We start from the raw sequence: 15,275 nt of genomic DNA on the forward strand, positions 1-15,275 counted from the left end.
GGCCAATAAAAACGGCCCTCGTGCCGGATGCACGGGGCCTGCGCACTCTCGAGAGTCGAGAGTGCGCTCAGATAAGTACTCGAAAGGACCTAGTCACAGACATGCGGCTAAGCCTGACGCATCTCACGCCCTGAGTCAACTGATCCCGCATTCTGGACGGAGTCGGTTTTCGGACCCGCGTCGCTCGGCCGGCGCTGCCGGGGCGCCGCCCGGTTGCCCGCCGTGCGGTTCGACCCCTTCCCGAGGGTGCCGTCGGCCGCCCCGCCGCCCCGGCCGCCAGGAGTACGCGACTCCGGCCCGTTCCCCTCCGGCGGGCTGGCCGCCTCCAGCATCGCCTCCAGGTGCTCGGCCGGCACCCCCCAGCCGAAGAGCTGGCCCTGCCCGAAGCGACAGCCGGCCTCGACCACGGCGGCCAGCTCGGTCGGGTTGGTCACCCCCTCGGCGATCACCTCCAGGCCGAGCTGGTGGCCGAGCCGCATCACGATGTCCACCATCGGGGCGAAGGCCGGCCCGTCCGGCGGCCGGACCGGCTCCGGGCCGGCGACCAGGCTGTGGTCGATCTTGAGGATGTCGAGCGGCAGACGGCGGAGCTGCCCCAGCGACGAATAGCCGGCGCCGAAGTCGTCCAGCGCGATCCGCACCCCGGTCCGCCGCAACGCCCGCAACCGCCGGATCAGCTCGTCCAGGTCGGTCGCCACGGCGTGCTCGGTCACCTCCAGCACCAGCCGCTGCGGCGGCACCCGGTGCGCGCGCAACGCCTCGGTGACCTGGACGACGTACTCCGGGGCGTGCAGCTCCCGGGGCGAGACGTTCACCGAGACCCAGACGTCGTGCCCGGCGGTGAGCCAGATGGAAAGCTGGTGGCAGGCGCGGTGCAGCACCCAGGCGCCGAGCTTGGCGATCATCCCGCACTCCTCGGCGAGCGGGATGAACTCGTCCGGACCCACGTTGCCCAGTTCCGGGTGGTGCCAGCGCAGCAGCGCCTCCGCGCCGACCGGCCGGACGGACGGGACCGCCACCACCGGCTGGAAGGCCAGGTAGAGCTCGTCCCGCTCGATCGCGCCCCGCAGCTCGTGCTCCAGCGTGGTACGCCGGCGCAGCAGGTTGTCGTAGGCCACGTCGTACCGCTCGACGCGGTTCTTGCCGCGCTGCTTGGCGTAGCGCAGCGCCAGGTCGGCGTTGCGCAGCAGGGTCTCCACGTCCGCCGCCTCGGCACCGTCGGCCACCCCGATGCTCACCGACAGGAAGACCGACCCGAGCTCGTGCCGGTACGCCGATCCGACGACCCCGAGCAGCCGCTCCGCGACCCGTTCCGCCTCGGCCGGTCCACCCCGCATCAGCACCGCGAACTCGTCGCCGCCGAGCCGGGCCGCCAGGTCGCCGGGGCGCAGGTTGCCGCGCAGCCGCCGCCCCACCTCGACCAGCACCGCGTCGCCGACGTCGTGCCCGCGCATGTCGTTGACGTTCTTGAAGCCGTCGAGGTCCAGGCCCAGCAGCACGCAGGGCTCCTCCCCGCCGGCCTGCCGCTGCACCGCCCGGAGCAGGCCCCGGCGGTTGGCGAGCCCGGTCAGCGGGTCGGTGTGCGCCAGTTCCCGGAAGTGCGCCTCCCGCTCGGCGAGCCGCCCGGCATAGGCGCGTACGTCGTTGAGGGCCAGGGACTGCCGGAAGACCAGGGCGAACCCCTCCACGATGCCGGCCACCACCGCGAAGATCGTGAAGTTGCCGCCGACCACCAGGTGGTAGAGGGCGGAGACCGCCATCGCCACCATCGGCAGGAAGGCATACGACGTACCGCGCCGGATCAGGTCACCGTCCGGACCACCCACCGGCACCGACGCCCGCCCCGCCAGGGCGATCATCAACAGCCCGAACGGCAGCAGCACCGCACCGACCAGCGCGACCACCGGCCCCGCCTGGGAGACCCCGGCCGAGATGGCCAGCCCGCACCCGGCCACCACGATCACTCCGGCGCCGGCCAGCCACAGCCCGCCTCTGGGCGCCCGGACCCGGACACCGACGATGAAGGCCAGCCCCACCGCCACCGCCGCCGTCACCGTCGCCGTCAGGATCGCCGGGCAGCCTCGCGGAGTCAGGTCACCGAGCACCCGGGTCGGCTCGGCGAGCAGCACCCAGCCGACGAACCAGAGCGCCGCCCCGATCACCAGCCCGTCCAGGACCAGCCGGAGGGCCGCCGCACCGCTCTCGGCGACGCCGGGCAACCGGAGCAGCCCGGCGCAGAGCAGCGCCGCGCCCAGCGCCATCCCGGCCGCGACCACGGTGCCCAACGCGGTTCGCTGGTCCTGCTCCCGGCTCCACTGCTCGGCGAGCGTGACCACCACGAACATTCCCAGGCCGGCGCTGGCCGCCGCCAGCGCACCACCGGCGGCGAGCAGCCAGCAGCCGACCCTGCGCGCGCCGGCGTGCCGCTGTGCCGAGAACGCCAGCATGACCGGCCCGAAGCCGGACGCAAGGCCGGTCACCACGGCGAGGACCGGCACACCGGAGGCGAGTTGCACGCCTTCACTCTGCCGGATCGACCCCACTCCATGGGGGAGCGCGCGCCGGTTACTCGATCAGAGGCACAACCCGCCCATTCGGGCATCGGGTGTAAGGAAGGGCCCCCGCTTATCGTTTTCTGTTGTAGCGGGGGCCCTTCCTTACACCTTCGGTGTCTCGGTGGTTGGGCGGGGTGGGGCTCGGGGGCGGCGGGGTGCGGGCGGGAGTGCCACACTGGTCAGATGCCTGAGCTGCGGTCGAAGACCTCCACGCACGGCCGGACGATGGCCGGTGCCCGCGCCCTCTGGCGGGCGACCGGGATGACCGACGACGACTTCGGCAAGCCGATCGTCGCCATCGCCAACAGTTTCACCCAGTTCGTGCCGGGCCACGTACACCTCAAGGACCTCGGCGGCCTGGTCGCGGACGCGGTGGCGGAGGCCGGCGGGGTCGGCCGGGAGTTCAACACCATCGCGGTCGACGACGGCATCGCGATGGGGCACGGCGGCATGCTCTACTCGCTGCCGAGCCGGGAGCTGATCGCCGACGCGGTCGAATACATGGTCAACGCGCACTGCGCGGACGCCCTGGTCTGCATCTCCAACTGCGACAAGATCACCCCCGGGATGCTGCTCGCCGCGCTCCGGCTCGACATCCCGACCGTCTTCGTCTCCGGCGGGCCGATGGAGGCCGGCAAGACGGTGGCGATCGAGGGCATCGTGCACGACAAGATCGACCTCATCGACGCGATGATCGCCTCGTCGAACGACGCGGTCACCGACGACCAGCTCGGCGCGATCGAGCGCTCCGCCTGCCCGACCTGCGGCTCCTGCTCCGGCATGTTCACCGCCAACTCGATGAACTGCCTCACCGAGGCGATCGGCCTGGCACTGCCGGGCAACGGTTCGACGCTGGCCACCCACGCCGCACGCCGGGCGCTCTTCGAGCGGGCCGGCCGGCTCGTCGTGGAGATCGCCAACCGCTGGTACGCCGAGGACGACGCCTCGGTGCTGCCGCGGGCGATCGCCTCCCGGGCCGCCTTCGAGAACGCGGTCGCCCTGGACGTGGCGATGGGCGGCTCCACCAACACCGTTCTGCACCTGCTGGCCGCCGCCCGGGAGGCGGAGCTCGACTTCGGCGTCGCCGACATCGACGAGATCTCCCGCCGCGTCCCCTGCCTGGCCAAGGTCGCGCCGAACTCGCCGAAATACCACATGGAGGACGTGCACCGGGCCGGCGGCATCCCGGCGATCCTCGGTGAGCTGGACCGGGCCGGGCTGCTGCGCCGGGACGTCCACGCCGTGCACTCGGCCGACCTGGACGGCTGGCTGGCGACCTGGGACGTCCGGGGCGGCAGCCCGAGCCGCGAGGCGCTCGAGCTCTTCCACGCCGCCCCTGGCGGGGTGCGCACCACCGAGCCGTTCTCCACCACCAACCGCTGGTCCACGCTTGACACCGACGCGGCCGGGGGCTGCATCCGGGACCGCGAGCACGCCTACACCGCCGACGGCGGGCTGGCGATCCTGCACGGCAACCTCGCCCCGGAGGGCGCGGTGGTCAAGACCGCCGGGGTGCCGGCCGAGTGCCTCACCTTCCGGGGCCCGGCCAAGGTCTACGAGTCACAGGAGGCCGCCGTCGACGCGATCCTCGGCAAGCAGGTCGTCGCCGGGGACGTGGTGGTGATCCGCTACGAGGGCCCGAAGGGCGGGCCGGGGATGCAGGAGATGCTCTACCCCACCTCGTTCCTCAAGGGCCGTGGGCTCGGCCGGGAGTGCGCGCTGATCACCGACGGTCGGTTCTCCGGCGGCACCTCCGGGCTCTCCATCGGGCACGTCTCGCCGGAGGCGGCCGGCGGCGGGCTGATCGCGCTGGTCGAGACCGGTGACGAGATCGTCATCGACATCCCGAGCCGGAGCATCGAGCTGGCGGTTGCGCCGGAGGTGCTGGAGGCGCGCCGGATCGCGCAGGAGAAGCGGGAACGGCCGTACACCCCGGTGGACCGGGAGCGGCCGGTCTCCGCCGCGCTGCGTGCGTACGCCTCGATGGCGACCTCGGCCAGCGACGGCGCCTACCGGCGCGTCCCGGAGTGAGCTGACCGGGCGGGGCGCTTGCCAGGTGATTTCGGCCACGCCGTGCGAGGGGCGGCCCGCAGCCGCCCCTCGCGCCAGCTCGGTGGCCCGGCGGTCAGTAGCCGGGGAAGACCCGGCGCAGGTCGTCCAGGTCGAGCGGGCCGGTGACGGTCATCGTCTCGGGCGTGTGCTCCGGGGCCAGCCGGCCCGCGGCCAGCCGCAGGAACGCCTCCGCCGGTCCGGCGATCTCGCCGGCCGGCTGTTCCGGTGCCCCCGCCAGCGAGACCCGGTCGGCCAGCCGCAGCCCGAGGGAGCGATCCGGGTCGCTCAGCCGCAGCGCCAGCTCCACCGGCAGATCGGCGATCGCGTCCGGTCGACCGATCCAGCCGAGCAGGCGGTCGAGCTGGTCGAGGAGCAGCGGCACCGCCTCCGGCGCCACCGTCGCGTACCGGTTGAAGCCGACCTCCACGTCCCACTCGTGCAGCGCGAACTCGCTCAGCCGCATCCCGGCCGCCGTCCCCAGGTCGACCGGGTCGGGCAGGAAGCCGAGGTCGATTCGGATGCTCTCCCGGGTGGCGGCGTCCAGCGACTCGTACCGCTCGACGAGCCGCCGGTTGGCGTCGAGGAACCCCTCGGCGTGCGCGATCGGGCTCATCGCGTCCCAGCGGGCCCAGACCTGCTTGTTGAAGTCCGCGTCGGGAGCGGGGGCACCGCGCAGCGCCGCGTCGAGGGTCGCCTCGCTGATCTCGGCGCCACTGCCGAGATGGCTGAGCACCTGGGACACCTGCCACTCGCTGGCGCCGGACGGCCTTGTCAGATCGGTCGGGCCGAGGTCGCGGACGAGTGCCGCGAGCTCGTCATGGCCCGAGCGGAGGGCTGCGATGGTCGTGTCGGCAGTAGTGGGCATGTCTTCCTGTCTCCCGGGTCGTACGTCGCCGGCTCCGGATCGGCCGGCGCGCCACCCGCAATCATGCCCGCTGGCGCCGACCGAAGCCGACCCCTCCGGCCGTTACCCACTCTGCGGACAGGACGGGGCTACGCGGGGCAGGCCGATGATTGTCAGATGTGACAGGTCGCGGCGATGCTGGGACGGTCGAGACTTGTCCCCGATGACGTCGACAGTTCTGCCGATACCTGACAACCGTGCCCGGCGGGCGATCTCCGCTCGCCGGGGCATCGGAGAGGAGGTGCCGCCGACTCAAGGACGCGCAAAGCCGGCGGTGCTGATCTCCAGCTCCTGCTCGGGCGGCGCGGCGAACCGCTGCCGTCGCTCGTCGAGGAGGAGCAGCAGTCCGGTCGGGATGTCGAAGAAGAGGCCGCGCACCGACAGCTCTGCCGGATCGACGTCGCGGCCGGCGAGGAACTCCCGGAGCACCGCGACCTGATGTGCGACGTTGACCATCGCCAACTGGTCCACCTCGGGGCGTGCCTGGTCGGCGGCGGCCAGCCCGACCGGGTGACCGGACCGCCACGCCTCCAGGCTCGGCATCCCCCACCGCAGCCACCGGCCGAGCGGGCTCTCCTCCCCGCCGCGCCCGCCGAGCAACCCGTGCATGGCGCCGCAGCCGGAGTGGCCGCAGACCAGCAGTACCCGCACCTGGAGAACCTCGACCGCGTACGAGACGGCGGCGGCGACCGAGGTCTCCGCATCGTGGTCGGCCGGGATCAGGTTGCCGATGTTGCGCACCGTGAAAAGGTCACCCGGACCGCTGCTGGTGATCACGTTGGGCACGATCCGGGCGTCGGCACAGGTCAGGAAGAGACTACGCGGCGTGTGCCGGCCGCCCAACTCGGTGAGGAACGGCAGCAGGCGGGCGGCCGAGCGGCGATGGTATTCACGTACTCCGGCGTGTAGCGGCCGGAGCGCGACGGCGTCGGGGGACGTCGGATGCTCCGTGGGGCCACCGCCCGCGCCGTCGGCCTGCCGGGCCTGCCAGCTCGACCAGGGTGAGAACCAGCGTGGCGGCACCAGCGCGTGTATCCGCCGCAACGGCCGGGGCTGGTCGCCGCGCAACGCTGCCGGACCGATCTCGTCGAGGTGTACGGTCCCGCCGGTGGCCTCGTGCTGGCGTACCCACCAGTCGAGATGGTCGAAGGCCGCGTGGTCCAGGAAGTCCGTGGCCAGTTCCAGGTCGACGGCGCTGCCCGGCGGCACCCTTCCGAGGACGGCGGAGAGCCGTGGGATGGCGAGGAAGCTGAGCGTGCCCTCGACATGCACGGACCAGTGCTCACGACCGGAGGGCCGGGTTGGTCCCCGCTCGGCGTGCACCTTCGCCCAGACCACCCGCCGCAGGATCAGCACGACCGCCAGGACGAGTCCGATGAGTACGCCTTCGAGCAGGTTGAGCAGCACGACGCCGAGCGCGGTCGCGACATAGACGGCCAGCTCGCGGTGCCGGCGTACCCGCCGGATGTCAGAGATCTTGACCAGCTGCATGCCGACCACGACGAGCAGCCCGGCAAGCGCCGCCATCGGGATCCGCTCGACGAGCACGACGAGCAGCACCGCGAAGAGGAGTACCCAGATCCCGTGCAGGACGGCGGAGCCGCGGGTCCGGGCTCCGGCGTGGACGTTGGTGGAGCTGCGCACGATGACGCCGGTCACGGGCAGCCCGCCGAGCAGCCCGGAGACGCTGTTTGCCAGGCCCTGGCCGATCATCTCCCGGTCCAGGTTGGTCGGCCGGGCCGGGCCGGCGCCCGGGGTGGTGGCCCGGGCAGCGGCCAGCCGGTCGACGGCCGTGGCCGAGAGCAGGCTCTCCACGCTGGCGATCACGGCGACGGTGAGCACCGCGGCGGCGACGGCCGGCCAGGCGCCGCCGGGCAGTGCCGGCAGCTGCACGGCTGCCAGCAGCGAACCGGGCATCTCGACTCTGGCCAGGTCGACGTCGTCCCAGATGAGCGCGGCGAGGGTGGCGGCGGTGACGGCGACGAGCGGGCCGGGTACCCGGCGGACCGGCGCCGGAAGCCGGGGCCAGAGCAGCAGCAGCCCGATCACGGTCAGCCCGATCAGCGCGGCGTGGTCGTGCCTGCTGGCGAGCTGGGCGGGCAGGTCGAGGAGATTGCGCACCGGTGTACTGCCCGGTTCGCCGCCGAGCAGGACGTGCAGTTGGCCGAGCACGATGGTGATGCCGATGCCGGCGAGCATGCCGTGCACGATCGCCGGCGAGAGGGCCAGCGCCGTCCGCGCGGTCCGGCACAGCCCGAACGCGACCTGCACCAGCCCGGCCGCTGCGGTGATCGCGCAGGTGGCCGCCCAGCCGAACCGGATGACCAGCTCCGCCACCACGACGGTCAGCCCGGCCGCCGGGCCGGTGACCTGGAGCGCCGACCCGCCGAAGAGGCCGGCCACCACTCCACCGACCACCGCCGCGATCAGTCCGGCAGCCACCGGGGCACCGGAGGCGGCGGCGATGCCGAGGGAGAGCGGCACCGCGACCAGGAAGACGACGAGCGATGCCGGGAGGTCGTACCGCAGGTCTCCGGTGACCCAGGAGCGGAATCGCGCCGATGCCCGGGCCGGGCTGATTGACGTGGGCGACATGTTGCCTCCTCCGGCTCCGCCGCCAGCACGACAGCAGAGAATGTTGCCGACCGATTTCGGCATGACAAATGCGCGTTACGAGATGATTAATCGGAAGAGGGGTACTAGTCGCTGTTCTGGCGGCAATTCTATCTTTACCAGGTATGAATACCTTATAGCGATCATGTACTATTTTGCCGTCTTCGGGGCATGCGGCTCCGGCCCGACCGTGGACCCGCCGGCGCGAGATCCCGGTCCCTGCCGGAGCGGGGCCGGTCAGCCGATCCGGACCCGGAACACCACCGTGTCGTTGGTCGGGTCGGAGTCGTCCATCCTGTTCCCGTCGCTCCTGCCGACCACCCGCAGCATCGCCGTGATCGCGCCGCCCGGCGTGTCCGGGTCGAAACCGCCCTCGACCTCGACCCTGACACTCCGGCCCGGTTCCAGTGGCGGCTGGTAGGTGTCGTGGTCGCCCCAGGCCCAGTCGGGGAACGCGGCGCAGTCGAAGGTGCAGGCGCCGAATCCCACCTGGAACCGTCCGGACGCCCGGGGACCGTTGTTCCGCACGGTCACGGTCGCGCTGCCGAACCGCTTCCCGTCCGTCACCGGCCCCAGCACCACGTCGCTGACCAGCACCTCCAGATCGGTCACAAACCTCGGGTCGCCCCAGATGGTCGCTCCGCCGACCTGTGTGAACCTCGTCCCGTCCCACCCGTACTCGCGTTGTTGCCGGCGCTCGCGAGAGGCCGGGACGCCACAGCAGGCGATCATGTCAGTGACATCGGCGACGATGCCACCACCGGGACGGACGCCGATGTCGCGGATGTTCAACATCTCCTCCTGGCCGACGATCAATCCCAGGGTGCGGATCTTTCCGGAGGCGTCGCGGTCGAAGCCCACCACCTGGCTGTCCGGTGCCTCGCCGGCCCGACAGAGGAGCAGCGCGGCCGTCTCCAGTGCGGAGTCGCCGTCGAGGTTGGTGTGCACCACCTTCTCCACCCACCGGGCGTACATCGCACCGGACTCCTTCGCCGGCAGCTTGACCCTCGTGTCCGGACAGGCGCTGGTCCGGAACGGGGGGATCTCGACCTCCGTCCGGCCCAACTCCCGAAGCGTGATCCGACCGTCGACCGGCGGTGCCGGCGTCGGCGACGACCGTGACGCCGACGCGCCCGGTGTGGGCGTGACCGGCGCGGTCGGGCTCGGCCGGTCCGAGACCGCCGGATCGGGTGGCGGATTGTCACCCTGCGGGTTGGCAGCGAGCGCCGCGATGGGTATGGCGACCACGATCGCAGCGAGCACGCTGAGCGTGCCGAGGCGTACCCGTCGGCGGTGCCGGACCGTCGCCCGTACCGTGCCGGCAGCCGGCACCGGCCCGGCAGTCGCCGCCTCGACGGCATGGAAGTCCCCGAGGGCGTCGTCGATCAGGTTGTCGTAGGACTCAGACATCGCTCCTGCCTTCCCTGCCCTCCGCCAACTGCTCGCCCAGTGCCGCGCGGCCCCGGCTCAGCCAACTCTTGACCGTTCCCTCGGCCGCGTCGGTCTGCTCGGCGATCTCCGCGACCGTCAGCCCACCGATGTAGTGCAGCACCACGGCCCTGCGTAGCTGCGCCGGAATCTTCGCCAGCGCCGCCACCAGGGCGACCCGGTCGGGTGAGGGCCCGGCGGCATACTCGACACGCTGTCTCCGCACGAAGTTCAGAGCGGTTCTGCGACGGCGCAGGCGACTGGTGGCCAGGTTCCAGGCAACCCTGCGCACCCAGGCGAAGGGATCCTGGTATCCGCTGATCTTCTGCCATCTGGCGAACGCCCGGCAGAACGCCTCCTGCACCACGTCCTGCGCCTCGGCCCGATCCCCCAGGTACGCGAAGAGCTGCGATCTCAAGACCGGGAATGCCGCCGCGTAGAACTCGTCGAAGTCCCGCTGGACGTCGACGGCGGGTGCAGCGTCCTCCTGTGCCGTCACTGAAGTCACACTGTCCTTCCCTCCGCCCGCCACCAGCCGTTGTCGGGCAGGCAGCTCCAACACGTGCCAGGGCGCGACAAGGTTGCGAGGCTGTTCGGGCACCGGTGGCCGGAGCTCGTCCGGGCAGCGGCGCCCCGCCGGTGGGCGGATCCGACGGGAGGGCGGATCCGACGGGAGGGCGGATCCGACGGGAGGGCGCAAGGTAGGAATCAGCCGGAGAGGGATCAGCCGGAGAGGGATCCCTCGCGCCGCCGGAACGCGGCCGGCGTGGTCGTGCCGGGCGCCGGGCCGCCGGGGACCCGGTTCCACCAGAGGGCGAGCCCTACGCCGGTGAAGGCCAGCACCCCGCCGGCGAGCGCGAACCAGACACTGATCTCGACGTCCTGCTCGTGCAGGCCGAACTCCCGGGGCAGGTCGGCGAGGACGTCGGTCAGCTCGTCGGCGTCCTCCGCCCGGAAGTAGCGCCCGCCCGAGACGTCCGCGACCCGGGTCAGCGCCTCCTCGTCGAGATCCAGGTAACGGCTCCGCCCGGTCCAGGCCGGCAGGTCACCGCGCGAGCGGCGGCCGAAGTAGGAATCGTCGCTGATCTGGTCGGCGGTGCAGACCATCGGCGCGGGCTCGGTGGTGCCGAACCCGATGGTGTAGACACGAATCCGGCGCGCGGCGGCCTGCTCGGCCGCGGTGACCGGAGCGACGCCGGTGGTGTTCGAGCCGTCGGTGAGTACGACGATGGTGTCGGGCTGGTAGTCGCCGAGGGCGCCCGGGGCGGCCTCGCCGAGGTCGACGCCGGTGGCGGCGACGTTCGGGTTGGTCTCCGCTATCGCGTCGATGGCGGTCAGGATCGCCTGGCCGATCGCCGTACCCCTGGCGGTCCTCAGGGTGTCGATGGCGTCGAGCAGGGCGTCCCTGTCGGTGGTGGGCGGCACCACCAGGCCGGCGATCCCGGAGAACGCGACCAGGCCGATCCGGGTGTCCCCCGCCTGCGCCTCGATGAAGTCCCGGGCCGCGTCGCTCGCCACGGCCAGCCGGTTGGGCGCGATGTCGGTGCTGCACATCGAGCCGGAGATGTCGATCGCCAGCAGGATCGAGGTGTCGTTCGACGGTACGGCGACCGTCGCCTGCGGCCGGGCCAGTCCCGCCGCCAGTGCGAGGAGCCCGGTGAGGAAGAGGAGGACCGGGACCCGGCGGCGCCACGACACGGGGCCGGGCAGCGCGGTCCGGATCAGCGCCACGCTGGAGACGGTGACGGCGACCCGCTTGCGGCGCCGGTTCAGCCACCACCGGACCGCCAGCAGCAGGGGCGCGACCAGCAGCGCGGTCAGCGCCCACGGCCAATCGAACGACATCAGACGATCCTTCCCTGCCAACGGATGCCGAGCAGTCCACCGGCGGTCAGCAGCAGCAGGGCGGCACCGGCGAACGGGGCGGTCAGCTCGACCGGCTCCGTGCGGGTGGTCAGCCGCAGGTCGAGCGATCTGGTCGTGTCGGCCAGCGTGGCCTCGTCACCGGCCGGGTGGTGGGCGCCGCCGGTGGTCTGCGCGACCGCGGTCAGCAGCGTCTCGTCCAGCGCGGTACCGAGCTGGTAGCCGTCGACCTCGACGGTGGTGCCCCGCACGGTGCCGACCCCGACGGTCTGGATGCGTACCCCGGCGGCGGCGGCGAGTTCGGCCGCTGCCACCGCGTCCGGCCCACCGGTCTGCTGGCCGTCCGAGAAGACCACGATCGTCGCCGAGGGCCAGTAGCCGAGTTGCTCCGTCGTCACGGCCGCCCCGTCGGCCGGCAGGCTGACCGGCCGACCGGTGATGGTGCCGAGCGCGACGAGGATCGCCTGCCCGAGGGCGGTGCCGCCACTGGCGGCGAGCCGTTTGATCGCGGCCACCGCGGCGGCGTGGTCGGCGGTCGGCTCCTGGGTCAGCAGCGCCTGCTCGCCGAAGGCCAGCACGGCCACGTCGACCGAGTCCGGCTGCTCCTCGACGAAGCCGATCGCGGCGGACTGCGCGGCGGCGAGCCGGGTCGGGGCCACGTCCTCGGCGGACATGCTGTTGGAGACGTCGAACGCCAGCACCACCGTGCCGGCCGCCCGCGGCACGACCATCTCGGCCTGCGGGCGGGCCAGCCCCACCAGCAGGACCGGCAGGGCGGCGAGGAGCAGCGCGTACGGCAGGTGGCGGCGCAGCGCCGCCCGCCGCGCACCACGGCCGGTCGGTCCCCCGAGGCCGGCGGCGGCCAGCGCCGCGCCACGGCGGCGCTGCAGCGCCACGTAGCCGGCCGTCACGGCGGCCGTGACCAGTACGGCGGCGGCCAGCACGAGCGGGTGGTGGAAGGTCACCGGTGCCTCCGTCCCGAGCGGCGGGTCATGCTCACGAGTACGGTGAGCGCCTCCTCGTCGGTGCCGACGTGCCGGAGCTCCACCCCGGCCCGCCGCATCCCCTCCGCCAGTGCCTCCTCGCGCGCGTCGACCTGGGCGGTGAGGCGGCCCCGCAGCAGGGGATCGCTGGTGTCCACGAGCAGTTGCTCGCCGGTTTCGGCGTCCTCGACCAGGATCAGGCCGAGGTCCGGAAGCTCGAGTTCCGCCGGGTCGAGCACCCGGATCACCACCACCTCGTGGCGGTGGGTCAGCATGGTGAGCGGGCGCTCCCAGTCCGGGTCGCCGATGAAGTCGGAGAGCACGAAGACCAGGCTGCGGCGGCGCGCGACGGTGGTGGCGGCGAGCCGCAGCATCGCGGCCAGGTCGGTGGTGGCGCCGGGGCCGGCAGCCGGCTGCGGGCGCAGCAGCTCGTGTGCGATGCGCAGGACCTGGTCGCGGCCGGTCCGGGGTGGGATCACCCGGTGGGCGCCGTTGTCGTAGAGGATCGCGCCGACCCGGTTGCCACCCTGCGCCACCAGCCGGCCCAGCCCGACCGCCAGCTCGGTCGCCACGGACTCCTTGCCCTGACCCGTACCGCCGTCGACCGCGTCACGGGGGCGACCGAAGCGCATCGAGGCGGAGCGGTCGACGACCAGCCAGGCGGTCAGTTCCCGGTCCTCCGTGTACTGCCGGACGTACGGCTCGTCCAGCCGGGCCGTGACGTTCCAGTCGATGTGCCGGACGTCGTCCTCCGGCGTGTAGACACGCAGGTCGGTGACGTCGATGCCGGCGCCCTGCCACACCGTGCGGTAACCGCCCTGGAGGCGCCCGTCGAGGCGGCGCCGGAGCCGCCACTCCAGGCGCCGCAGCAGCCGGTCGGGGACGGTGGCCATCGGTCAGCGACCGCGACCGGCGGGCTCAGGCACCGCCACGTTCGCCAGGATCTTCGACAGGATCAGATCGGCGGTCACCTCGTCGGAGAGGGCCTCGTAGGAGAGGACGAGCCGGTGCCGCAGCACGTCCAGGGCGAGGTCGGTGAGATCCTCGGGTACGGCGTACTCCCGGCCCCGGACGTAGGCGAGGGCGCGGGCGGCGAGTACCAGGCTGATCGAGGAACGCGGGCTGGCGCCGAAGGTCACGTAGCGGGCCAGGTCGGTCAGGCCGACCCGGCCGGGATCGCGGCTGGCGTGGGCGAGTTGGACCGCGTACTCGATGAGCGACGGGTCGACGTAGACGCGGTCGGTCTCCTGCTGGAGCCCGGCGAGGGTCGGCGGGTCGATGATGCGCCCGATCGCGGCGGCCGGGGCGAGCGCCCGCTCGACGACGACGAACTCCTCGGTCACGCTCGGGTAGTCGACGACCACCTTCATCATGAAGCGGTCGACCTGCGCCTCCGGCAGCGGATAGACCCCCTCGGACTCGATCGGGTTCTGCGTGGCCATCACCAGGAACGGGTTCGGCACCGGACGGCTCTCCCGGCCGATCGTCACCTGCCGCTCCTGCATCACCTCCAGCAGCGCGCTCTGCACCTTGGCCGGCGCCCGGTTGATCTCGTCGGCGAGGAGCAGGTTGGTGAAGACCGGCCCGAGCGAGACCTGGAACTCGCCGGTCGGCTGGTGGTAGACCCGGGTACCGAGGATGTCGGCGGGCACCAGGTCGGGCGTGAACTGCACCCGGTGGAACTCTCCACCGATCGCCTCGGCCAGCGACTTCACCGCGAGCGTCTTGGCCAGCCCGGGTACGCCCTCGACGAGGATGTGACCCCTGGCGAGGAGCGCCACGATGAGTCGTTCGAGGAGCTGGTCCTGACCCACGATGGTCTTCTTGACCTCGTAGAGCACCTTTTCGATCGGGCCGGCGGAGGCCGGTACGCTCCCCGCCTCGGCCCACTTCCCGGCGCCACTTGCCGGCATGTTCATCGATCCGTCCTCGGTCCTGTGCTCGGATTGGGGGGTGGTCGGGTATGTCACAGCGGTGGCACCTGCCCGTCGCCCTGGCCGGCGCCGAGCGCCGTCCCGATCGGGACGGCGAAGCCGATGCCGATGAAGGTGCCGGCGTCGGTGGGGTTGGCGAGCGCCACGACGACGCCGACCACCTGACCCTGGTCGTTCACGAGAGGGCCGCCCGAGCTGCCCGGGTTGACCGCCGCGTCGAACTGGATGAGGCCGGATATCTGCGCCGCCTCCCCCCGGGCGACCCGGTCCAGGCCGGAGACGACCCCGCTGGTGGTGCTCGCGGTCAGCCCGAGCGGGTTGCCGATCGCCACCACGTCGTCACCGACCGCCGCGCCACCGCCGAGGACCGCCGGCACGACCGTCTCCGGCAGCCTCGCCGGGGTCAGGGCCGCGATGTCCTGTGCGGCGTCGGCGCCGGCGACCACGGCCGCCGTTTCGGTGCCGTCGGCGTACGTCACCGTGATCGTGCCGCCGCCGTCGACGACGTGCGCCGCGGTCAGGATGGTGCCGTCCGCGTTGACGATGACGCCGGTGCCGGTCGCCGACTCGGTCGTGCTACCGGCGCCTCCGGCGGAGTTCCCGCCCGTCGTCGCCTGGATCAACACCACCGAGGGGAGCAGCGTGCGGTAGACCTCTGCCACGCTCAGCGGCCCCTCCGAGGCCGACGGCGATGCCGACGGCACGGCGGCGCCCGGCACCTCCCGCTGGTCGCCGGTGCGGAGGAAGAGCAGTGCCGTGATCGCCACGGCCCAGGCCAGCACCGCACCGACGAATACGTTCCGGCGCAGGCGTTCGGCCGGCCACCGGCCGGCCGGCTTCTCGACGGCCGGGGTCGGCTGCTCGGCGTCCGCTCCGCCACCGGGCGCCGCCGTCACCGCGAAACCGCCAGACTCCGCATCCTTCGACTGTAGGGGCGTTTTCG

General features: G+C 72.6%; 11 protein-coding genes. 1 reads left to right on the forward strand and 10 read right to left on the reverse strand.

What is annotated here, in order from left to right:
- Window positions 1-107: 107 nt before the first annotated feature.
- Window positions 108-2,447, reverse strand: a complete 2,340-nt coding sequence (locus ACN28C_RS30520) for a putative bifunctional diguanylate cyclase/phosphodiesterase (RefSeq protein WP_422774872.1) — start codon at window positions 2,445-2,447, stop codon at window positions 108-110.
- A gap of 291 nt (window positions 2,448-2,738) precedes the next feature.
- Between ACN28C_RS30520 and ilvD the strand changes: the two genes are divergently transcribed.
- Entirely contained in the window at window positions 2,739-4,586 is a 1,848-nt protein-coding gene (gene ilvD, locus ACN28C_RS30525; protein ID WP_422770939.1) for a dihydroxy-acid dehydratase, read from the forward strand.
- Window positions 4,587-4,680: 94 nt separating this feature from the next.
- On the opposite strand, the gene ACN28C_RS30530 is transcribed toward ilvD, so the two are convergent.
- The 9 genes from ACN28C_RS30530 to ACN28C_RS30570 all read right to left on the reverse strand — a co-directional run bounded on the left by ACN28C_RS30530 (window position 4,681) and on the right by ACN28C_RS30570 (window position 15,228).
- Window positions 4,681-5,472, reverse strand: coding sequence for a maleylpyruvate isomerase family mycothiol-dependent enzyme (locus tag ACN28C_RS30530; RefSeq protein WP_422770940.1), 792 nt, complete (start codon window positions 5,470-5,472; stop codon window positions 4,681-4,683).
- Window positions 5,473-5,763: 291 nt separating this feature from the next.
- A complete protein-coding gene (locus ACN28C_RS30535; RefSeq protein ID WP_422770941.1) occupies window positions 5,764-8,106 on the reverse strand; it encodes a SulP family inorganic anion transporter in 2,343 nt (780 codons plus the stop codon).
- 255 nt (window positions 8,107-8,361) lie between these two features.
- Window positions 8,362-9,534 carry a hypothetical protein gene (locus ACN28C_RS30540; protein WP_422770942.1) on the reverse strand — a complete coding sequence of 391 codons (1,173 nt, stop codon included), beginning with the start codon at window positions 9,532-9,534 and terminating at the stop codon, window positions 8,362-8,364.
- On the reverse strand, window positions 9,527-10,051 hold the full coding sequence (locus ACN28C_RS30545) for an RNA polymerase sigma factor (protein WP_422770943.1): 525 nt from the start codon (window positions 10,049-10,051) through the stop codon (window positions 9,527-9,529). The genes ACN28C_RS30540 and ACN28C_RS30545 overlap by 8 nt, the downstream gene beginning before the upstream one ends.
- 224 nt (window positions 10,052-10,275) lie before the next feature.
- Window positions 10,276-11,397 carry a VWA domain-containing protein gene (locus tag ACN28C_RS30550; protein WP_422770944.1) on the reverse strand — a complete coding sequence of 374 codons (1,122 nt, stop codon included), beginning with the start codon at window positions 11,395-11,397 and terminating at the stop codon, window positions 10,276-10,278.
- Window positions 11,397-12,380 (reverse strand): vWA domain-containing protein, encoded by a 984-nt coding sequence (locus tag ACN28C_RS30555; RefSeq protein ID WP_422770945.1) that lies wholly within the window; start codon window positions 12,378-12,380, stop codon window positions 11,397-11,399. Before ACN28C_RS30555 ends, ACN28C_RS30550 begins: the two co-directional genes overlap by 1 nt.
- Window positions 12,377-13,291, reverse strand: a complete 915-nt coding sequence (locus ACN28C_RS30560) for a DUF58 domain-containing protein (RefSeq protein ID WP_422770946.1) — start codon at window positions 13,289-13,291, stop codon at window positions 12,377-12,379. The genes ACN28C_RS30555 and ACN28C_RS30560 overlap by 4 nt, the downstream gene beginning before the upstream one ends.
- A 3-nt stretch (window positions 13,292-13,294) precedes the next feature.
- Window positions 13,295-14,317, reverse strand: a complete 1,023-nt coding sequence (locus ACN28C_RS30565) for an AAA family ATPase (protein ID WP_422770947.1) — start codon at window positions 14,315-14,317, stop codon at window positions 13,295-13,297.
- A gap of 47 nt (window positions 14,318-14,364) precedes the next feature.
- Window positions 14,365-15,228 carry a S1C family serine protease gene (locus tag ACN28C_RS30570; protein ID WP_422770948.1) on the reverse strand — a complete coding sequence of 288 codons (864 nt, stop codon included), beginning with the start codon at window positions 15,226-15,228 and terminating at the stop codon, window positions 14,365-14,367.
- Window positions 15,229-15,275 lie beyond the last annotated feature (47 nt).

Source organism: Plantactinospora sp. WMMC1484, from assembly GCF_049315195.1.
In the GTDB taxonomy this organism is placed as follows: Bacteria; Actinomycetota; Actinomycetes; order Mycobacteriales; family Micromonosporaceae; genus Plantactinospora.